A 20414-nucleotide genomic window follows, 5' to 3' on the forward strand; every position below is an offset into this window, starting at 1 on the left:
TCAGCCGAAATAACTCAGAAGGGTATTAATCACCGTCCGCTGGTTAACAGGCGCGAGGTTGTAGAACAGTGGCAGGCGAAGCAAACGCTCACTTTCTTTCGTGGTGTAACGATCTTCACCCGCGAACGTGCCAAACGCTTCGCCGGCCGGGCTGGAGTGCAGCGGGATGTAGTGGAACACCGCCATAATTTCGGCCTCTTTCAGCCAGGCGATGAGCTCGCTGCGGTCATCGTTATCGCGCAGCTTGATGTAGAACATATGCGCGTTGTGGACGCAATCCGCCGGGATGGTCGGCAGCTCAATACGCCCGGCTTTGGCGAGCGGCTCAAGCGCATCGTAATACGTTTGCCACAGGGAAAGACGCTGAAGGTTGATACGTTCCGCCGCTTCCAGCTGCGCCCACAGATATGCCGCCTGCAGATCCGCCATCAGATAGCTGGACCCGATGTCGCGCCAGGTGTATTTATCCACCTGTCCCCGGAAGAACTGGCTGCGGTTGGTGCCTTTTTCGCGGATCACTTCCGCACGCTCCACGAGAGCCCGGTCGTTAATCAGCGTCGCGCCACCTTCTCCACCCGCCGTGTAGTTTTTGGTTTCGTGGAAGCTGAAGCAGCCAATGTGGCCGATAGTGCCCAGCGCGCGTCCCTTGTAGGTGGACATCACGCCCTGCGCGGCATCTTCCACCACGAACAGATTATGTTTTTTGGCGATGGCCATGATGGTGTCCATTTCACAGGCCACACCCGCGTAGTGAACCGGCACGATCGCGCGCGTTTTGTCGGTGATCGCCGCTTCAATCAGCGTCTCATCAATGTTCATGGTATCCGGGCGGATATCCACAAAGACGATTTTCGCTCCGCGCAGGACAAAGGCGTTTGCGGTGGAAACGAAGGTATAGCTCGGCATAATCACTTCATCACCGGGCTGGATATCCAGCAACAGTGCCGCCATTTCCAGCGATGCCGTACAGGACGGGGTCAGCAGCACTTTGGCGCTGCGAAAACGCTGTTCCATCCACTGCTGACAGCGACGGGTAAAACCGCCGTCACCACAGAGTTTGCCGCTGCCCATGGCAGACTGCATATAGTCGAGTTCAGTTCCGACAACGGGTGGTGCGTTAAATGGAATCATCTTGTCACCTGTATAACCAGTAGGCGGTGGCGTCGATGTTGGCACCACTCGCAATATAACGTTTAAGCGCGGCGGTGTTGCCCAGTTGGGTCGCGACCCGCAGCGTCACAAGCTGTTGCTGCTGCGCCCAGTGCAGCGCCGCCTGCATGAGTTTCTCACCCATGCCGCGCCCGGCTAATAAGCCAATGCGCGCCTCGCGCTCGTTGAGCTTACGCAGCGAGACGAACCCCTGGATTTGACCATCCCCTGCACGGAAAACCAGGCAGACGTGGTCAAAGGTGCCTTTGACCGCATTCTCTATCCACTGGGCATAGAAACGTCCGCTATCGTCAGGTGCATACCAGGGAGCACGAAAGCGACTCTGTGAAAATGCCTGGGCCGCCATCTGACGCAGCACGGGGATGTCCTGTTCGTTTGCAATTTCCGCGTCGGACGCATCGTGCCGGGTAAGGGTAATGGAAAGGTCTACCTCACCTTCAACCAGCTGAAAGCCGTGCTGCTGGAGCGCATCAAGCAGATCGGCGCGCTCCGCCGGGATCTTAGCCTGCACCCGTTGCCAGGCGATAAAATCTGATTCAGCCAGCACCGGCGCGTCATCGCGCACACGTACGATGGCCGACGGCAGGCCGAAAAAGGCACTCTCCCACTGCAGGGACTCGAGCACCCCATTCAGGCTATTCAACGCCAGACACCTTTGGTATCCACAATATACTGCTGACGAACGGCATTGCCGGACGTGGCTTTAAACTCTTTATGATCTACCAGCAGCACCAGCACGTCCGCCGTCACCAGCGCGTCGTCCAGCGCCGTCAGCGTGCAGTGCCCCGCCAGTTTTGCCGGTAATTCATGGATATTCGGCTCAACCACCAGCGTTTCACCCTTGTGCCATTCGGCAATCATCTCGGCAATTTCCATCGCCGGGCTTTCACGCAGATCGTCAATATTGGGTTTAAATGCCAGACCAAAGCAGGCAATTTTCAGCTCGCTGGCGCGCTTGCCGCTCTCTGCCAGACAATCCGCTACCGTCGCTTTAACCTGATTGAGCACCCAGTGAGGCTTGCTGTCGTTCACTTCACGCGCGGTGCGAATCAGACGCGCCTGCGCCGGATTTTGCGCCACGATAAACCACGGATCGACGGCGATACAGTGTCCACCCACGCCCGGGCCTGGCTGGAGAATGTTTACACGCGGATGGCGATTCGCCAGGCTAATCAGCTCCCAGACGTTAATCCCCTGATCGGCGCAAATTAGCGACAGTTCGTTCGCAAAGGCGATATTGACGTCGCGGAAGCTGTTCTCTGTCAGCTTGCACATCTCGGCGGTGCGGGAGTTGGTCACCACGCACTCACCTTCCAGGAAAATCTTGTACAGCGCGCTGGCACGTTCGGAACAGACGGGCGTCATACCGCCTATGACGCGGTCGTTTTTAATCAGTTCGACCATCACCTGGCCCGGCAGCACGCGCTCCGGACAGTAGGCGATGTTGATATCCGCCTGCTCACCCACCTGCTGCGGGAAGCTTAAATCAGGACGCGCCTCGGCCAGCCACTGTGCCATCTGCTCGGTAGCGCCGACCGGAGAGGTCGATTCCAGGATCACCAGCGCCCCTTTCTTCAGCACAGGCGCGATGGATTTTGCCGCCGCCTCAACGAATGCCATGTCGGGCTCGTGGTCACCTTTAAACGGGGTGGGGACGGCAATCAGGTAGGCATCCGCTTCAACTGGCGTCGTGCTGGCACGCAGGAAGCCCCCCTCCACCGCCTCTTTCACCACGCGGTCAAGATCGGGCTCCACAATATGAATCTCGCCACGGTTAATAGTTTCTACCGCCCGTGCGTTGATATCCACACCAACAACCTGTTGCTGACGAGAGGCAAACGCGGCCGCAGTAGGCAAGCCAATGTAGCCAAGACCAATGACAGAGATGGTAGTAAAACTCATAGCGATACCCGATTGTGTTTAAGTGCATGCAAAATACGGCCACAAGCCTGCCCGTCTCCATACGGATTATGGGCCCGGCTCATCGCCTGATACGCTTCATCGTCATGCAGCAGGCGCGTGACCTCTTCGACGATGAGCTGCACGTTGGTGCCGACCAGACGCACCGTACCGGCTTTGACGGCTTCCGGACGTTCGGTCGTTTCACGCATCACCAGTACCGGTTTGCCGAGGGATGGCGCTTCTTCCTGAATTCCGCCGGAATCGGTGAGGATCAGCCAGGCGTGGTTCATCAGCCAGACAAACGGCATGTAGTCCTGAGGTTCAATCAGAAGGACATTTTCGACATGGCCCAGGATCCGGTTAACCGGCTCGCTGACGTTAGGGTTAAGGTGTACTGGATAGACAATTTGCACATCGTCATTCTGCGCGGCGATTTCAGCCAGCGCGTGACAGATTTGCTCAAAACCCCGACCAAAGCTCTCGCGACGGTGGCCAGTGACCAGAATCGTTTTTTTGCCGTTGTGAAGGAACGGATAGCGGGCAGCGAGCTCTTTCTGAAGATCGCTGTTTGCCAGGACGCGGTCACGTACCCAAATTAACGCGTCAATGACCGTATTGCCGGTCACAAAGATTTTGTTATCGGCGATATTTTCACGCAGCAGGTTCTGACGAGAGTTTTCCGTTGGCGCAAAGTGGTACATCGCAAGATGACCCGTTAACGTGCGGTTGGCCTCCTCCGGCCACGGCGAATAAAGATTGCCGGTACGCAGACCCGCCTCAACATGCCCTACGGGAATTCGCTGGTAAAACGCGGCCAGGCTTGTCGCCACGGTTGTGGTGGTGTCACCGTGTACCAGCACGACGTCAGGCTTGAATGACTCCAGGATCGGCTTAAGCTCTTGCAGAATGCGACAGGTTATCTCCGTTAGCCCTTGCCCCGGTTTCATAATATTAAGGTCGTAATCCGGGACGATGGAGAAGAGCGTTAAAACCTGATCGAGCATCTCACGGTGTTGAGCCGTGACGCAGACTTTCGCTTCAATATCAGGATCGCAGGCCAGCGCATGAACCAGAGGTGCCATCTTAATGGCCTCCGGCCTGGTGCCAAATACGGTTAGTACTTTCACATCGATTCTCTTCGATTAGGCGATGAAGGCCGCAGCCTTCATCGTAGACGGCGTTCTTAGTTTTTGCGACGACGCGTTAACGCCACGCCAGCGCCCGTCAATGCGCCTACAATCCCCCACATGATCATCAGGAATGCACGACGCGGACTGTCGCGTTTTACAGGTTCTTCAGGCGTTCGCAAATAACGATAGGTCTGAAAACGCGGGTCCAGGGATGGGCCGACATTAAGCGTATTGAGCATCGCGCGATTTTGATCGTAATCGAGGTCAAAATCAGGACCGACGGCCTTCAGGTTTTCCAGCCGCGCCTGCAGCATAGGGCGACCAAGAAGGAACATTTCAGAGTCAGGCAGCTCATCGGCCGGCACGTCCGTCTCAGTACGGGAAATATTGTGCTGTTCCGCAATTTTCAGCGCCTGCTCAATGTTATGCACGCGGCGACCGAAAATAGTATTCGCCACCTCTTCCTGACGTTTCACCTGGGCTTTCATCTGGATGGTACGAGCCGCCCAGGCACCTTTAAGCTCTTCGTTAAGATGGCTTGCGGCACGCTGGCTGGCAAACGCGACATACTGACGCAACAGGTTGTTGGCATCCGGCGCGGTTTCTGCAATCAGCTTGACGCTGTCATTCACGCTACGCAGCGCGTCGCCCGGCATAAACTGAATATTGTTAATCAGATCGTCCAGCAGGGCGGCATCGGCTTTTGTATTATCAACCCGGCGCTGCTTGTAGTAATCCGTCTGGGACCAGAAATCGCGGCGGGTATCCCACGATGCCAGCTGCATCACAAACTCTTTATAGGCTTCATCCATAACGGAAGCCTGGTCAGGCGTAGCAAGACTGGCTTTGATGTCCAGGTTACGCAGGAATTGCTGCTGGGAATAGTATCCCCCGAGCATGTTAACCGTTGGCTTGTCTGTGATTGCCGTGGCGCTCCACTCTTGCTTTGCAAAGAACGTATAGGCCAGCGCTAACAGGGCAAACCCCAGCGCAATCCCCGCAATCCAAAGTTTGCCTGCCCATAACACGCGAAACAAACCCCGAATATCCAGTTCATTCTCAGTTACCACTGATTTCGCTCCCGCCAACGGTTGAGTCATCATAGTCCCGGTTTTACTTAGTTAATGTTGTATTTTTGCCACTGTTACGACGCATCCTGCGTTTAAGACGTTTAATAAAACGCGCCACTTTCCATGCGCGCTTAATGCAGTAGCCGTACAGGAAAAATGCCAGCAAGAATAATGCCAACATAACCCACTCAGGAATGATATGAGAATATTCTGCAGCCACACCAATTGCGGCCAAAATAGCGGCTGCCAGAGTAATCAGCACAAACGCCTGACGAGAAGTAAAACCCGCACGCATGATGAGGTGATGAATGTGTTGGCGGTCAGGAGAGAAAGGACTCATCCCTTTGCGCAGGCGGCGATACATAATCGCCACCATATCCATTAATGGAATGGCAATAATCCACAGCGCGGTTACGGGACTTATCGGATGGGTTTGACCCTGTGTGGTTTCAAGCAGGATCCAGATAACCGTAAAACCAATCAGCGTACTGCCCGCGTCTCCCATAAAGACTTTATAGCGACGACCTAGCACACCGAGGTTTAAGAGGATATAAGGCAGAATGGCGGCAATCATGGCAAAACACCACATTGCCAGACTGTACTGACCATCAAACCATAAAATAATGCCGATAGCGGCGAACGAGACGGATGACAACCCACCGAGCAGGCCGTCAATGCCATCCACCATGTTGAAAGCATTGATTGCCGCCCAGACGGCAAAAAGTGTCAGGAAGAAGCCAAATGGACCCAGGACTAACTCCCAGGGGCCAAACACATAGCCGAGGCTTCGCAGATACAGTCCACCCACAACCATCATCACCACGCCAATGGCCGCCTGAACGGTGGCGCGTATTTTCACCGCGATATCGAATCGGTCATCAAGAGCCCCAACTAACACCAGGACACCGGCGCAGGCAATGTACAGGGCGGCATGCGGAATATAATAGTCGGCGATTCCAAACGTGAAGCAAATCCCTGCGTAAACAGAAATTCCGCCGACTAAAGGAATAAGACCCTGATGGCGTTTACGAAAATTAGGTTTATCCACCAACCCTATTCGTTTTGCCACCTTGCGTGCAATGAACAAAAAACAGGTTGTGAATAAAAAAATACTGATCAGTTCAGTAACGGCAGTGAATAGATTCACAATGGATTGCTCTCAACAATTGTTAGGCCCGGAAGTATAACCATGAAGCCACAACCTCAGAAGTAATAAAGATGGCTTCTAACAACTCCCTTTGTATATTTTTCAATCAATTATTTCTCAGGATGCAGAAACGGCTCTATTGTCGCACCGACCGGTCAAAATTGGGAGTAGGTAGTACTAGCGTATAGTCCATAAAAGGAAAACGCCACGTAAAAACGTGGCGTTCGCTGGCTTTATTTACGTTACGAGCGTTTCATCATGTCGAAGAAATCGTCGTTGGTTTTGGTCATCGCCAGTTTATTAATGAGGAACTCCATCGCGTCAATTTCACCCATTGGATGGATGATTTTGCGCAGGATCCACATTTTCTGCAGCTCTTCCTGCGTGGTGAGCAGCTCTTCTTTACGGGTACCGGAACGGTTGTAGTCGATAGCCGGGAAGACACGTTTTTCAGCGATTTTACGAGAAAGGTGCAGTTCCATGTTACCTGTACCTTTAAATTCTTCGTAAATCACTTCGTCCATTTTAGAACCGGTATCGATCAGCGCCGTCGCGATGATGGTCAGGCTGCCGCCCTCTTCCACGTTACGTGCGGCACCGAAGAAGCGTTTCGGACGATGCAGGGCATTAGCATCCACACCACCGGTCAGCACTTTACCAGACGCCGGAACCACGGTGTTGTAGGCACGCGCCAGACGGGTGATGGAGTCAAGCAGGATGATCACGTCTTTCTTGTGCTCAACCAGGCGTTTCGCCTTCTCGATAACCATTTCCGCAACCTGAACGTGGCGAGATGCTGGCTCGTCGAAGGTAGAAGCAACCACTTCACCTTTAACCAGACGCTGCATCTCGGTCACTTCTTCCGGACGTTCGTCAATCAGCAGCACCATCAGCACGCAGTCTGGGTGATTATAGGCAATGCTCTGCGCGATGTTCTGCAGCAGCATGGTTTTACCCGCTTTTGGCGGTGCCACAATCAAACCACGCTGGCCGCGACCAATTGGTGAGGCCAGATCCAGAACACGCGCGGTTAAGTCTTCAGTAGAACCGTTACCACGCTCCATGCGCAGGCGAGAGTTCGCGTGCAGCGGCGTTAAGTTCTCGAAGAGGATCTTATTACGCGAGTTTTCCGGTTTGTCGAAGTTAACTTCATTGACTTTCAACAGCGCAAAGTAGCGTTCACCCTCTTTAGGAGGACGAATCTTACCTGAAATGGTGTCACCAGTGCGGAGGTTGAAACGGCGGATTTGGCTGGGGGATACGTAGATGTCGTCAGGGCCGGCGAGGTAGGAGCTGTCTGCAGAGCGGAGGAAACCAAATCCGTCTTGCAATATCTCCAGCACACCGTCGCCAAAGATATCTTCGCCACTCTTAGCGTGCTGCTTCAGGATGGCGAAAATGATGTCCTGCTTGCGCATACGAGCCTGGTTTTCCAGCCCCATATTTTCGCCGAGAGTGATCAGCTCAGAAACCGGCGTATTCTTTAATTCGGTAAGATTCATAATGGTGTGGGTTCTTAAACTCGGGGTGATTCTCGAACTTAATGTTGTGAATGGTATGGCAGGGTCATCCATGCCTGTTTAGCGGCCATCGACTCATGTCTGTTCGCTGTCTGGTCACAGGGAAAGAACGCAGAACTGAAACGACAAGACGGATTGAGTGACAAGCCCGGAATTTAGCCACTTCACGCACTGTTCATGTTAACAACGGGAAGTATCGGGTAAAACAAGATTCAAACAACAAGATATGTTTAAAACGAAGTCATAGCTAACTTAGCACGACTTCAGCCGGGCGTCCAGAGTTCCACATCATTTAGCCGGGAGCTCTGAACGCACAGCGGAGAAACCTTACGCCAGGTTAGCGTCCAGGAACTCTTTCAGTTGACCTTTGGACAGCGCGCCCACTTTGGTCGCTGCCACTTCGCCGTTTTTGAACAGCAGAAGGGTTGGGATGCCACGGATACCATATTTTGGTGCGGTGCCCGGGTTCTGGTCGATGTTCAGCTTGGCAACGGTCAGTTTGCCCTGATATTCGTCGGCGATCTCATCCAGAATCGGGGCGATCATTTTGCAAGGACCACACCATTCAGCCCAGAAATCGACGAGGATCAGCCCGTCAGCCTTAAGTACGTCCGTGTCAAAACTGTCGTCAGTCAGGTGAATAATTTTATCGCTCATATATAACTCCACAGGAATAAGCCTGGTACGTTGGTTTTGTCTCCACCAACGACGTGTTGATGTCGCATTAACCAACTAAAGGTTGACTTTATTTCACCGGATACGCTTTCGTAAAGCAATAGTAAGCTGATATTCTACCACACTATGAGCAAAACACATTTAACAGAACAGAAGTTTTCCGACTTCGCGCTGCACCCGAAGGTGATTGAAGCCCTTGAAAATAAAGGGTTTCACAACTGCACGCCCATTCAGGCCCTCGCGCTGCCGCTGACGCTGGCCGGTCGCGATGTTGCCGGGCAGGCGCAAACCGGTACCGGCAAAACGATGGCGTTTTTAACGTCAACGTTTCATTATTTACTTTCTCACCCAGCGATTGCAGACCGCAAAGTTAACCAGCCGCGCGCGCTAATTATGGCCCCGACGCGAGAACTTGCGGTACAGATCCACGCAGACGCTGAACCCCTGGCGCAGTCTACCGGACTGAAGCTTGGCCTGGCCTATGGCGGCGACGGCTACGATAAACAGCTGAAAGTGCTGGAAAGCGGTGTGGATATCCTGATCGGTACCACCGGCCGTCTTATCGATTACGCCAAACAGAACCACATTAACCTCGGCGCAATCCAGGTTGTGGTGCTCGATGAAGCTGACCGCATGTACGATCTGGGCTTCATTAAAGACATTCGTTGGCTGTTCCGCCGCATGCCGCCAGCCAATCAGCGTCTGAATATGCTGTTCTCCGCTACCCTTTCTTATCGCGTACGCGAGCTGGCGTTCGAACAGATGAACAACGCCGAATATGTAGAAGTGGAACCGGAGCAGAAAACGGGTCACCGCATTAAAGAAGAGCTCTTCTATCCTTCCAATGAAGAGAAAATGCGTCTGCTGCAAACGCTGATTGAAGAAGAGTGGCCAGATCGCGCCATTATCTTCGCGAACACCAAGCACCGTTGTGAAGACATCTGGGGCCATCTGGCTGCAGATGGTCACCGTGTTGGCCTGTTGACCGGCGACGTGGCGCAGAAAAAACGCCTGCGTATTCTGGAAGAGTTTACCCGTGGCGATCTCGATATTCTGGTCGCAACCGACGTAGCGGCTCGTGGTCTGCACATTCCGGCCGTGACGCACGTCTTTAACTACGATCTGCCAGACGACTGCGAAGACTACGTACACCGTATCGGTCGAACCGGTCGTGCGGGCGCAAGCGGTCACTCGATTAGCCTTGCGTGTGAAGAGTATGCGCTGAATCTCCCGGCTATTGAGACGTATATCGGTCACTCTATTCCGCAGAGCAAATACAATCCGGAAGCGCTGTTAAGCGAACTGCCGCCGCCTAAGCGTCTAACCCGCCCACGCTCCGGCAATGGTCCGCGTCGTTCAGGTGGCGCGCCGCGTAATCGTCGTCGTTCAGGTTAAGAAAATATGCTCAGCTCCACCTCGCTTTATGCGGCAATTGATCTCGGTTCGAATAGTTTTCATATGCTGGTTGTGCGCGAGGTGGCGGGAAGCATACAAACGCTGACGCGCATCAAGCGCAAGGTCCGCCTCGCGGCGGGCCTGAGCAGCGATAATCACCTCTCCCCTGAAGCCATGGAACGTGGCTGGCAGTGTCTGCGGCTCTTTGCCGAACGTCTTCAGGATATCCCGCACGCCCAAATCACCGTGGTCGCCACTGCGACACTCCGCCTGGCGGTCAACGCCGTGGATTTCATTGCCAGAGCGCAGGAAATTCTGGGTTGTCCGGTACAGGTTATCAGCGGTGAAGAAGAAGCTCGCCTGATTTACCAGGGCGTTGCGCACACCACGGGAGGTGACGATCGCCGTCTGGTGGTGGATATCGGCGGTGCCAGTACCGAGCTTGTGACCGGCACCGGCGCGCAGGCAACGTCGCTGTTCAGCCTGTCAATGGGCTGCGTGACCTGGCTTGAGCGCTACTTTACCGATCGGAACCTGGCGAAAGAGAACTTCGACGAGGCAGAAAACGCCGCACGCGAGGTGTTACGCCCGGTGATGGACGAGCTGCGCTATCACGGCTGGAAAGTCTGCGTGGGTGCCTCGGGTACCGTGCAGGCTCTGCAGGAAATCATGATGGCGCAGGGAATGGACGAGCGGATTACGCTTGCCAAACTTCAGCAGCTGAAACAGCGCGCCATTCAGTGCGGACGCCTGGAAGAGCTGGAAATTGAAGGCCTGACGCTGGAACGCGCGCTGGTCTTCCCAAGCGGGCTGGCTATTCTTATCGCCATTTTCACCGAGCTGAACATCCAGTGTATGACCCTGGCTGGCGGCGCGCTGCGCGAAGGTCTGGTCTACGGGATGTTACATCTGTCGGTCGATCAGGATATCCGCAGCCGTACTCTGCGCAATGTGCAGCGTCGTTTTCTGGTTGATATCGATCAGGCCGGACGCGTATCGCAGCTGGCGTCACGCTTCGCCGATCAGGTCGCTAACGTCTGGGATCTTGATCATCTGAGCCGGGATTTACTGCTGAGCGCCTGCGCGCTACATGAAGTGGGGCTGAGCATTGATTTTAAGCAGGCACCGGCTCATGCAGCGTATCTGGTACGAAACCTTGATTTACCGGGCTATACGCCCGCACAGAAAAAATTGCTGGCAACGCTGCTGCTGAACCAGACCAACGCCGTCGATCTCTCCTCTTTGCATCAGCAAAATGCCGTCCCGCCGCGCGTGGCCGAGCATCTGTGCCGCCTGCTGCGTCTGGCGATCCTGTTTGCCAGCCGCCGCCGCGATGATTTGCTGCCAGCCATTAATCTGGTGGCCGATGACGAGAAGCTTTCGCTGACGCTGCCGGAGAACTGGATTGATCGTCACCCGTTAGGGGCCGAGATGATTGAACAGGAGTGCCAGTGGCAGAGCTACGTGCACTGGGTGCTGGAAGTAAAGTAATACGCTGAACATTGCCGGGTGCGGCTTCGCCTTACCCGGCCTACAGATCCCGACGGAATTATCCTTTCTCTTTGGCTTTTGCCAGCATGGCGCGGATGTTTGCCACGTTAGCCTGACCCTTGTGCATCCGCTCTTCTGCGGTAATCACTTTGCGCTCCTGTTCCCAGATCAGGTCATCCTGCGGCAGTTCCAGCAGGAAACGACTCGGCTCCGGGCGTACCAGTTCACCATACTGGCGGCGCTCTTTACACAGCGTAAACGTCAACTCTTTCTGCGCGCGGGTGATCCCCACGTAGGCCAGACGGCGCTCCTCGTCGACGTTGTCTTCATCAATGCTGCTCTGGTGTGGCAACAATCCCTCTTCCATGCCGACCAGATACACATACGGGAACTCCAGCCCTTTTGACGCATGCAGCGTCATCAGCTGAACCTGATCGGCCTCTTCTTCGCTCTCGCCGCGCTCCATCATGTCCCGCAGGGTAAAGCGAGTGACCACCTGCGTCAGGGTCATTGGCTCGTCGATCTCAGAGCCCTCCAGCATTTCGGTCATCCAGCTGAAGAGCTGGTTAACGTTTTTCATGCGCATCTCAGCCGCTTTCGGGCTGGCTGAGGTTTCATACAGCCAGGACTCATAGTCGATGCCGTGAATGAGATCGCGCACTGCCGCCACCGGCTCCCGCTCCGCGAGACGCTGTACTTCGCCGAGCCAGTGGGTGAAGCGGGTTAACGAGTCATACCCGCGTCCGGTTAACGTCTGGCTCAGCCCCATGTCGAAGCTGGCGGTAAACATACTTTTGTTGCGGGTCATCGCCCACTCGCCGAGCTTTTGCAGCGTCGCCGGGCCAATCTCGCGTTTAGGCGTATTCACGATGCGCAGAAACGCGCTGTCGTCATCCGGGTTAGTAAGCACGCGAAGATAGGCCAGCAGATCTTTGATTTCTGGTCGTGAGAAGAACGACGTGCCGCCCGATATTTTGTACGGAATGCGGTTCTGCATCAGCATCTTTTCAAAGACGCGCGACTGGTGATTGCCGCGATAGAGGATCGCGTAATCCTTATATTCGGTTTTGTTGACGAAGTGGTGAGCGATGAGTTCGCCCGTCACGCGCTCCGCTTCATGATCTTCATTGTTGGCGCTGAGCACTTTCAGCTCCGTGCCGTAGCCCAGTTCGGAGAAGAGACGCTTCTCAAATACGTGCGGATTATTGGCAATCAGGATGTTTGCAGCCTTCAGGATACGCCCGGAGGAGCGGTAGTTCTGCTCCAGCTTAATCACCTGTAGGGCCGGGAAATCTTTGCTCAGCAGCACCAGGTTTTGTGGGCGCGCACCGCGCCAGGAGTAAATTGACTGGTCGTCGTCGCCTACCACGGTGAAACGCGCGCGCTGCCCCACCAGCAGCTTCACCAGCTCGTACTGGCTGGTATTGGTGTCCTGGTATTCATCCACCAGCAGGTAGCGGATTTTGTTCTGCCAGCGCTCGCGCACCTCTTCATTGCGCTGCAGCAGCAGCGTGGGCAGCAGGATCAGGTCGTCAAAGTCCAGCACGTTGCACGCTTTCATATGCGCATCGTACAGACCGTAACAGTGTGCGAAGATCCGATCCCGTTCACCTTTGGCGATCGCCGCGGCCTGGGCCGGCGTCATCAGATCGTTTTTCCAGTTAGAGATCGTCGAGATCAGCTGCTGCAATAGCACTTTGTCATCTTCGATCAGCCCCTCGGTGAGCTCTTTGAGCAGCGCCACCTGATCGGTATCGTCAAAAAGAGAGAAGTTGGACTTCATTCCCAGCGCCGCATACTCGCGTTTAATGATATCCAGCCCCAGCGTGTGGAAGGTGGAGATCATCAGGCCGCGCGCCTCTTTACGACCCAGCGTTTGACCGACGCGCTCTTTCATCTCGCACGCCGCTTTATTGGTAAAGGTGACCGCCGCAATGTGACGCGCCTGATACCCGCAGTTGTGGATCAGATGGGCGATTTTGTTGGTGATCACGCGGGTTTTACCCGAACCGGCCCCTGCCAGCACCAGGCATGGTCCAGTAACGAATTCGACCGCTTGTTGTTGTCCAGGGTTTAAACGCATGGGAGTGTTGCTCAATCTTCGAACGGGGTGTGGATTGTAGCAGAAAGCCGGGCGCAGATTTACCGGCTAATGATAAAGTGGAGAAATCGCGTTTAACCCGTAGAGCAGAACCATGAAAAAGACCGCAGCAGCCCTGCATATTCTGGTAAAAGAAGAGAAACTGGCTCAGGAGATCCTGGCCAAGCTGGAGCGCGGCATCAGCTTTGATCATCTGGCGAAGCGTTACTCTAAATGCCCGTCCGGACGCAATGGCGGGGATCTCGGCGAGTTTCAACAAGGTGCGATGGTCGGCCCGTTCGATCAGGCGGTCTTTAGCTGCCCGCTTCTGAAGCCCTACGGCCCGGTAAAAACCAAATTTGGCTACCATATCATTAAGGTGCTTTATCGCCGCTGACGCGTGGTATATTGCGCCCCGATTTATTTCAACCTATTCAAGGCACGATCATGGCAAAAACAGCAGCAGCAGTGCACATCCTCGTTAAAGAAGAGAAACTGGCTTTAGATGTTCTGGAGCAGATTAAAAACGGCGCCGACTTCGGCAAGCTGGCGAAGAAGCATTCCATCTGCCCTTCAGGCAAGCGCGGCGGCGATCTGGGTGAGTTCCGCCAGGGCCAGATGGTTCCGGCGTTCGATAAAGTGGTGTTCTCCTGCCCGGTGCTGGAGCCAACCGGCCCGCTGCACACGCAGTTCGGGTATCACATTATTAAAGTACTGTATCGGAAATAAACAACAAGGCCTTCTCTTAGAGAAGGCCTTTAATGTTTGCACCCTCTCCCCGTGGGAGAGGGGCGGGGTGAGGGCATCAGCCCGCACCAGTTGTTAACCCGCTACCGCGATACGCTTCATATCGGTCATGTAGCCACGCAGTTTGTGACCCACTTTCTCGATCTGGTGGCTGCGAATCGCTTCGTTCACATCACGCAGCTGCGCGTTATCCACGGCACCTTCCGCAATCGCTTTACCCAGATCGCCCGTCTGCAGAGTGGTCATAAACTCTTTCAGCAGCGGTACGCAGGCGTAAGAGAACAGGTAGTTACCGTATTCTGCGGTATCAGAGATCACCACGTTCATTTCGTACAGACGCTTACGGGCGATGGTGTTCGCGATCAGCGGCAGCTCGTGCAGAGATTCGTAGTACGCAGACTCTTCGATGATGCCGGAATCCACCATGGTTTCGAACGCCAGCTCAACGCCTGCTTTCACCATCGCGATCATCAGAACGCCTTTATCGAAGTACTCCTGCTCGCCGATTTTACCTTCATACTGTGGCGCGGTTTCGAACGCGGTTTTACCGGTCTCTTCACGCCAGGTCAGCAGGTTTTTATCGTCGTTTGCCCAGTCCGCCATCATGCCGGAAGAGAATTCGCCGGATATGATGTCGTCCATGTGTTTCTGGAACAGCGGTGCCATGATGGTTTTCAGCTGTTCAGACAGCGCGTAAGCACGCAGTTTTGCCGGGTTGGACAGACGGTCCATCATCAGCGTAATACCGCCCTGCTTCAGCGCTTCGGTGATGGTTTCCCAGCCGAACTGAATCAGTTTTTCCGCGTAGGCCGGGTCGGTGCCTTCTTCCACCAGCTTGTCGAAGCACAGCAGAGAACCGGCCTGCAGCATACCGCACAGAATGGTCTGCTCACCCATCAGGTCAGATTTCACTTCGGCAACGAAGGAAGATTCCAGCACGCCCGCACGGTGGCCGCCGGTCGCCGCTGCCCATGCTTTGGCAATCGCCATGCCTTCGCCTTTCGGATCGTTTTCCGGGTGAACCGCGATCAGGGTCGGCACGCCGAAGCCACGCTTGTACTCTTCACGTACTTCGGTACCCGGGCACTTCGGCGCCACCATCACCACGGTGATGTCTTTACGGATCTGCTCGCCCACTTCAACGATGTTGAAGCCGTGGGAGTAACCCAGCGCGGCGCCGTCTTTCATCAGCGGCTGTACGGAACGCACAACGTCAGAGTGCTGTTTGTCCGGGGTCAGGTTAACCACCAGATCCGCCTGCGGGATCAGCTCTTCGTAGGTGCCCACTTTGAAGCCGTTTTCGGTCGCTTTGCGCCAGGAAGCTCGCTTCTCGGCAATTGCTTCTTTGCGCAGGGCGTAGGAGATATCCAGACCGGAGTCACGCATGTTCAGGCCCTGGTTCAGACCCTGTGCGCCACAGCCGACGATGACCACTTTTTTACCCTGAAGGTAGCTCGCGCCATCGGCAAATTCGTCGCGCGCCATGAAGCGGCATTTGCCCAGCTGCGCCAGCTGCTGGCGCAAGTTCAGTGTATTAAAGTAGTTAGCCATGGGTGATACCTCGTGATGTTGTGTGTCTTATTGTTCGGTTCGCGTTTCAGCGAGAATGTACCCACATTACAACAGGAAATTTATTGCGGAAATTGATATATTCACAACGTCATGTTGCAATTTTTGCAATGTAAAAAGAGGGAGTGGAATCGGTGGATTTACGCGATCTGAAAATGTTCCTGCACCTGGCGGAAAGCCGCCATTTTGGCCGCAGCGCCCGGGCGATGCACGTTAGCCCCTCCACGCTTTCACGCCAGATCCAGCGGCTTGAGGAAGACCTCGGCCAGCCGCTGTTCGTGCGCGATAACCGCACCGTCACCCTCACGGAAGCGGGTGAAGAGCTGCGCATTTTTGCCCAGCAGACGCTGTTGCAGTACCAGCAGCTGCGGCACTCGATTGACCAGCAGGGGCCGTCACTTTCCGGCGAACTGCATATTTTCTGCTCCGTCACCGCCGCCTACAGCCACCTGCCGCCCATCCTTGACCGCTTCCGCGCGGCCCATCCGTCGGTTGAAATTAAGCTCACCACCGGCGACGCCTCCGACGCAATGGAAAAAGTGGTGACGGGCGAAGCGGATCTCGCCATCGCCGGAAAACCCGAAACCCTGCCGGGCGCGGTGGCATTCTCGATGCTGGAGAATCTGGCGGTGGTACTGATTGCCCCGGCGCTGCCCTGCCCGGTGCGTAATCAGGTGTCGGTGGAAAAACCGGACTGGTCGACGGTACCGTTTATCATGGCCGATCAGGGGCCGGTGCGCCGCCGCATCGAGCTGTGGTTCCGCCGTCAGAAAATCAGCAATCCGTCGATTTACGCCACGGTCAGCGGCCACGAGGCGATGGTGTCGATGGTGGCGCTCGGCTGCGGCGTGGCGCTGCTGCCGGAAGTGGTGCTGGAAAACAGCCCGGAGCCCGTTCGTAATCGCGTGATGATTCTGGAGCGCAGCGACGAGAAGACGCCGTTTGAGCTTGGCGTGTGCGCACAAAAAAAGCGGCTACATGAGCCGCTTATTGATGCGTTCTGGACGATATTGCCGAACCACTAAAGCCGGGTGGTGCTGCGCTTCCCCGGCCTACACGCAGCTCAACCCTTAGCCCGCGAGGAAGAAGCGGAAGGCCGGGTTATGGGTTTCGTCGTGACATTCATAGCCCAGCTCGTTCAGCCGCGTCTCGAAATCCGGCTCGTGCTCGCCCAGTTCAAACGCCGCCAGCACGCGGCCGTAGTCGGTGCCGTGGCTGCGGTAGTGGAACAGGGAAATGTTCCAGTGCGTGCCAAGCGTGTGAAGGAACTTGAGCAGCGCGCCCGGCGATTCCGGAAACTCGAAGCTGAACAGACGTTCCTTGAGCGGCTTTGATGGACGCCCGCCGACCATGTAGCGCACGTGCAGCTTCGCCATCTCATCGTCAGAAAGATCGACCACGCTGTAGCCGCCCTCATGCAGCAGGTTGAGGATCTCTTTGCGCTCCTCCACGCCGCGGCTCAGACGCACGCCGACAAAAATGCAGGCGTCTTTGGCATCGGCAAAACGGTAGTTGAACTCCGTCACCGAACGGCCGCCCAGCAGCTGGCAGAACTTCAGGAAGCTGCCCTTCTCTTCAGGAATCGTCACCGCCAGCAGCGCTTCCCGCTGTTCACCCAGCTCGCAGCGCTCGGAAACGTAGCGCAGACCGTGGAAGTTCACGTTGGCGCCGGAAAGCACGTGCGCCAGACGCTCGCCGCGAATGTTGTGCTGGGCGATGTATTTTTTCATCCCCGCCAGCGCCAGCGCGCCGGAAGGTTCCGCCACCGCGCGCACATCCTCGAACAGATCTTTCATCGCCGCGCAGATAGCATCGCTATCAACCGTGACGATATCGTCGAGATACTCCTGGCACAGGCGGAAAGTTTCGTCGCCAATGCGCTTCACCGCCACGCCCTCGGCAAAAAGCCCGACGCGCGGCAGGTCCACCGGATGACCCGCATCCAGTGCCGCCTTCAGGCAGGCAGAGTCTTCCGCTTCAACGGCGATGACTTTGATCTGCGGCATTAGCTGTTTGATCAGCACCGCGACGCCTGCGGCCAGGCCACCGCCGCCGACCGGCACAAACACGCGATCGAGATGGGCATCCTGCTGCAGCAGTTCCAGCGCCAGCGTACCTTGCCCGGCAATCACCATCGGGTGGTCGAACGGCGGCACCCAGGTGAAACCCTGCTGCTGCGCCAGCTCAATCGCTTTGGCTTTGGCTTCGTCAAAGTTGGCCCCGTGGAGCAGCACTTCGCCGCCGAAACCGCGCACCGCGTCGACTTTGATATCTGCGGTCGCAACCGGCATCACGATCAGCGCTTTCAGCCCCAGACGGGCAGACGAGAACGCCACGCCCTGGGCGTGGTTGCCCGCAGACGCGGTAATCACGCCGCGCGCTTTCTGCTCATCGGTCAGCCCGGCCATCATCGCGTAGGCGCCGCGCAGCTTAAAGCTGTGCACCGGCTGGCGGTCTTCGCGCTTCACCAGAATGACGTTGTCGAGGCGCGAAGAGAGTTTTTCCATTTTCTGCAGGGGCGTGACCTGCACGGCTTCATAGACCGGCGCGCGCAGTACCGCTCTCAGGTATTCCGCCCCCTCAGGGGCGGCGGATAAGGGTTGTGACTCGGCCATCATTAGCCCCCAAGTTTAGATTTATCGCGCACCGCGCCTTTATCTGCACTGGTGGCAAGGCTCGCGTAGGCGCGCAGGGCGAAGGAGACTTCACGCTGGCGGTCTTTCGGCGTCCAGGCTTTGTCGCCTCGGGCTTCCTGCGCTTCACGACGGGCCGCAATTTCCTGGTCGCTCACCTTCAGCTGAATGCCGCGATTCGGAATGTCGATTTCGATCAGGTCGCCGTCTTCGATGATGGCGATGTTGCCGCCGCTTGCCGCTTCAGGGGAAACGTGGCCGATAGAGAGGCCGGAGGTACCGCCGGAGAAACGCCCGTCGGTGATCAGCGCACACGCCTTACCGAGTCCCATAGATTTCAGGAAGGTGGTTGGGTAGAGCATCTCCTGCATGCCGGGACCGCCTTTCGGCCCTTCGTAGCGAATAACAACCACGTCGCCTTCCACCACTTTGCCGCCAAGAATCGCGTCTACCGCTTCATCCTGGCTTTCGTACACTTTCGCCGGACCGGTGAATTTCAGGATGCTGTCGTCCACGCCTGCAGTTTTCACGATGCAGCCGTTTTCCGCGAAGTTACCGTACAGCACGGCCAGACCGCCGTCTTTGCTGTAGGCATGTTCCAGCGAGCGGATGCAGCCTTCGGCGCGGTCATCGTCCAGCGTATCCCAGCGACAATCCTGCGAGAACGCCTGGGTGGTACGGATACCGGCAGGACCGGCGCGGAACATCTTTTTCACCGCGTCGTCTTTGGTCAGCATGACGTCGTACTGGTCCAGCGACTCAGGCAGCGTCAGGCCAAGCACGTTTTTCACGTCACGGTTCAGCAGCCCGGCGCGATCCAGCTCACCGAGAATACCGATTACGCCACCGGCACGGTGTACGTCTTCCATATGGTACTTCTGGGTGCTCGGCGCGACTTTACACAACTGCGGGACTTTGCGGGACAACTTGTCGATGTCGCTCATGGTGAAGTCGATTTCGGCTTCCTGTGCGGCGGCCAGCAGGTGCAGAACGGTGTTGGTGGAGCCGCCCATGGCGATATCCAGCGTCATCGCGTTCTCAAACGCGGCCTTGCTGGCGATGTTGCGCGGCAGCGCGCTGGCGTCGTCCTGCTCGTAGTAGCGTTTGGTCAGCTCAACGATGCGCTTACCGGCGTTGAGGAACAGCTGCTTACGGTCGGCGTGGGTCGCCAGCAGCGAGCCGTTACCCGGCTGAGAAAGACCCAGCGCTTCGGTCAGGCAGTTCATGGAGTTAGCGGTAAACATACCGGAACAGGAGCCGCAGGTCGGGCACGCGGAGCGTTCCACCTGGTCGCTCTGCTCGTCAGAGACTTTCGGGTCCGCGCCCTGGATCATCGCATCAACCAGGTCGAGCTTGATGATTTTGTCGGAGAGCTTGGTTTTCCCCGCTTCCATCGGGCCGCCGGAGACGAAGATCACCGGAATGTTCAGGCGCAGGGAGGCCATCAGCATCCCCGGGGTGATTTTGTCGCAGTTGGAGATGCAGACCATCGCATCGGCGCAGTGGGCGTTCACCATGTACTCTACGGAGTCGGCGATCAGCTCGCGCGACGGCAGTGAATAGAGCATGCCCCCGTGCCCCATCGCGATACCGTCATCCACCGCAATGGTGTTGAACTCTTTCGCCACGCCGCCGGAGGCTTCGATTTGCTCGGCAACCAGCTTACCGAGATCGCGCAGGTGCACGTGGCCCGGTACGAACTGGGTGAAGGAGTTCACCACGGCGATAATCGGCTTGCCGAAATCGGCGTCGGTCATTCCGGTGGCGCGCCACAGCGCGCGGGCTCCCGCCATATTACGGCCGTGGGTGGTGGTGGCTGAACGATACTTAGGCATGCTTTATTGACTCCCGTCTGACTATTTAATGGGACGGTGCGTGCCGTCCC

At 56.2% G+C, this 20414-nt stretch carries 17 protein-coding genes; 5 read left to right on the forward strand and 12 right to left on the reverse strand.

Features of this window, described 5'->3' with window-relative positions; all coding sequences use genetic code 11:
- The 8 genes from rffA to trxA form a co-directional block, all read right to left on the reverse strand.
- Entirely contained in the window at positions 1 to 1131 is a 1131-nt protein-coding gene (gene rffA / locus UTM25_RS11510) for a dTDP-4-amino-4,6-dideoxygalactose transaminase (RefSeq protein ID WP_023309640.1), read from the reverse strand.
- A 4-nt stretch (positions 1132 to 1135) separates the two neighbouring features.
- Positions 1136 to 1813, reverse strand: a complete 678-nt coding sequence (gene rffC, locus UTM25_RS11515) for a dTDP-4-amino-4,6-dideoxy-D-galactose acyltransferase (protein ID WP_194401853.1) — start codon at positions 1811 to 1813, stop codon at positions 1136 to 1138.
- Complete coding sequence (gene wecC / locus UTM25_RS11520) at positions 1810 to 3072, reverse strand: UDP-N-acetyl-D-mannosamine dehydrogenase (protein WP_194401854.1); 1263 nt, start codon at positions 3070 to 3072, stop codon at positions 1810 to 1812. The genes rffC and wecC overlap by 4 nt, the downstream gene beginning before the upstream one ends.
- Complete coding sequence (gene wecB, locus UTM25_RS11525; RefSeq protein WP_194401855.1) at positions 3069 to 4199, reverse strand: non-hydrolyzing UDP-N-acetylglucosamine 2-epimerase; 1131 nt, start codon at positions 4197 to 4199, stop codon at positions 3069 to 3071. Before wecB ends, wecC begins: the two co-directional genes overlap by 4 nt.
- A 56-nt stretch (positions 4200 to 4255) precedes the next feature.
- Positions 4256 to 5302: an ECA polysaccharide chain length modulation protein gene (gene wzzE, locus UTM25_RS11530; RefSeq protein WP_023309644.1), complete on the reverse strand. Its 1047-nt coding sequence runs from the start codon at positions 5300 to 5302 to the stop codon at positions 4256 to 4258.
- A 13-nt stretch (positions 5303 to 5315) separates the two neighbouring features.
- Complete coding sequence (wecA, locus tag UTM25_RS11535) at positions 5316 to 6419, reverse strand: UDP-N-acetylglucosamine--undecaprenyl-phosphate N-acetylglucosaminephosphotransferase (RefSeq protein WP_023309645.1); 1104 nt, start codon at positions 6417 to 6419, stop codon at positions 5316 to 5318.
- Positions 6420 to 6661: 242 nt separating this feature from the next.
- Positions 6662 to 7921, reverse strand: coding sequence for a transcription termination factor Rho (rho, locus tag UTM25_RS11540; RefSeq protein ID WP_008501566.1), 1260 nt, complete (start codon positions 7919 to 7921; stop codon positions 6662 to 6664).
- A gap of 345 nt (positions 7922 to 8266) precedes the next feature.
- Positions 8267 to 8596, reverse strand: a complete 330-nt coding sequence (trxA, locus tag UTM25_RS11545; RefSeq protein WP_006179218.1) for a thioredoxin TrxA — start codon at positions 8594 to 8596, stop codon at positions 8267 to 8269.
- A gap of 144 nt (positions 8597 to 8740) precedes the next feature.
- On the opposite strand from trxA, the gene rhlB reads away from it, so the two are divergent.
- Positions 8741 to 10009 (forward strand): ATP-dependent RNA helicase RhlB, encoded by a 1269-nt coding sequence (rhlB, locus tag UTM25_RS11550; protein ID WP_023309646.1) that lies wholly within the window; start codon positions 8741 to 8743, stop codon positions 10007 to 10009.
- Between the two features lie 6 nt (positions 10010 to 10015).
- Positions 10016 to 11500 (forward strand): guanosine-5'-triphosphate,3'-diphosphate diphosphatase, encoded by a 1485-nt coding sequence (gene gppA / locus UTM25_RS11555; RefSeq protein ID WP_048975637.1) that lies wholly within the window; start codon positions 10016 to 10018, stop codon positions 11498 to 11500.
- Positions 11501 to 11558: 58 nt separating this feature from the next.
- Here the strand turns inward: gppA and rep are convergent, their stop codons facing one another.
- On the reverse strand, positions 11559 to 13583 hold the full coding sequence (rep, locus tag UTM25_RS11560; RefSeq protein WP_194401856.1) for a DNA helicase Rep: 2025 nt from the start codon (positions 13581 to 13583) through the stop codon (positions 11559 to 11561).
- 112 nt (positions 13584 to 13695) lie between these two features.
- Here rep and ppiC (UTM25_RS11565) point away from each other — a divergent pair, with 112 nt between their 5' ends.
- Together ppiC (UTM25_RS11565) and ppiC (UTM25_RS11570) are read left to right on the forward strand one after the other, a co-directional pair.
- Complete coding sequence (gene ppiC / locus UTM25_RS11565) at positions 13696 to 13977, forward strand: peptidylprolyl isomerase PpiC (protein ID WP_004886860.1); 282 nt, start codon at positions 13696 to 13698, stop codon at positions 13975 to 13977.
- A 50-nt stretch (positions 13978 to 14027) separates the two neighbouring features.
- Positions 14028 to 14309, forward strand: coding sequence for a peptidylprolyl isomerase PpiC (gene ppiC, locus UTM25_RS11570; RefSeq protein ID WP_194401857.1), 282 nt, complete (start codon positions 14028 to 14030; stop codon positions 14307 to 14309).
- Positions 14310 to 14402: 93 nt separating this feature from the next.
- On the opposite strand, the gene ilvC is transcribed toward ppiC (UTM25_RS11570), so the two are convergent.
- Positions 14403 to 15878 carry a ketol-acid reductoisomerase gene (gene ilvC / locus UTM25_RS11575; protein ID WP_023333828.1) on the reverse strand — a complete coding sequence of 492 codons (1476 nt, stop codon included), beginning with the start codon at positions 15876 to 15878 and terminating at the stop codon, positions 14403 to 14405.
- Positions 15879 to 16030: 152 nt separating this feature from the next.
- Here ilvC and ilvY point away from each other — a divergent pair, with 152 nt between their 5' ends.
- A complete protein-coding gene (gene ilvY, locus UTM25_RS11580) occupies positions 16031 to 16921 on the forward strand; it encodes an HTH-type transcriptional activator IlvY (protein WP_023333829.1) in 891 nt (296 codons plus the stop codon).
- A 45-nt stretch (positions 16922 to 16966) separates the two neighbouring features.
- Here the strand turns inward: ilvY and ilvA are convergent, their stop codons facing one another.
- Together ilvA and ilvD are read right to left on the reverse strand one after the other, a co-directional pair.
- Positions 16967 to 18511 carry a threonine ammonia-lyase, biosynthetic gene (ilvA, locus tag UTM25_RS11585; protein ID WP_096150382.1) on the reverse strand — a complete coding sequence of 515 codons (1545 nt, stop codon included), beginning with the start codon at positions 18509 to 18511 and terminating at the stop codon, positions 16967 to 16969.
- Between the two features lie 2 nt (positions 18512 to 18513).
- Entirely contained in the window at positions 18514 to 20364 is a 1851-nt protein-coding gene (ilvD, locus tag UTM25_RS11590) for a dihydroxy-acid dehydratase (protein WP_194401858.1), read from the reverse strand.
- Positions 20365 to 20414: the final 50 nt, after the last annotated feature.

The organism is Enterobacter sp. 61D5 (assembly GCF_034107965.1).
Taxonomy (GTDB): Bacteria; Pseudomonadota; Gammaproteobacteria; order Enterobacterales; family Enterobacteriaceae; genus Enterobacter; species Enterobacter cloacae_M.

Excerpts from the sequence above, each read along its gene's own strand:
- rffA (WP_023309640.1), bottom strand. The coding sequence starts at position 1,131 with ATGATTCCATTTAACGCACCACCCGTTGTCGGAACTGAACTCGACTAT.
- wecC (WP_194401854.1), bottom strand. The coding sequence starts at position 3,072 with ATGAGTTTTACTACCATCTCTGTCATTGGTCTTGGCTACATTGGCTTG.
- wzzE (WP_023309644.1), bottom strand. The coding sequence starts at position 5,302 with ATGACTCAACCGTTGGCGGGAGCGAAATCAGTGGTAACTGAGAATGAA.
- rho (WP_008501566.1), bottom strand. The coding sequence starts at position 7,921 with ATGAATCTTACCGAATTAAAGAATACGCCGGTTTCTGAGCTGATCACT.
- trxA (WP_006179218.1), bottom strand. The coding sequence starts at position 8,596 with ATGAGCGATAAAATTATTCACCTGACTGACGACAGTTTTGACACGGAC.
- rhlB (WP_023309646.1), top strand. The coding sequence starts at position 8,741 with ATGAGCAAAACACATTTAACAGAACAGAAGTTTTCCGACTTCGCGCTG.
- gppA (WP_048975637.1), top strand. The coding sequence starts at position 10,016 with ATGCTCAGCTCCACCTCGCTTTATGCGGCAATTGATCTCGGTTCGAAT.
- rep (WP_194401856.1), bottom strand. The coding sequence starts at position 13,583 with ATGCGTTTAAACCCTGGACAACAACAAGCGGTCGAATTCGTTACTGGA.
- ppiC (WP_004886860.1), top strand. The coding sequence starts at position 13,696 with ATGAAAAAGACCGCAGCAGCCCTGCATATTCTGGTAAAAGAAGAGAAA.
- ppiC (WP_194401857.1), top strand. The coding sequence starts at position 14,028 with ATGGCAAAAACAGCAGCAGCAGTGCACATCCTCGTTAAAGAAGAGAAA.
- ilvC (WP_023333828.1), bottom strand. The coding sequence starts at position 15,878 with ATGGCTAACTACTTTAATACACTGAACTTGCGCCAGCAGCTGGCGCAG.
- ilvA (WP_096150382.1), bottom strand. The coding sequence starts at position 18,511 with ATGGCCGAGTCACAACCCTTATCCGCCGCCCCTGAGGGGGCGGAATAC.
- ilvD (WP_194401858.1), bottom strand. The coding sequence starts at position 20,364 with ATGCCTAAGTATCGTTCAGCCACCACCACCCACGGCCGTAATATGGCG.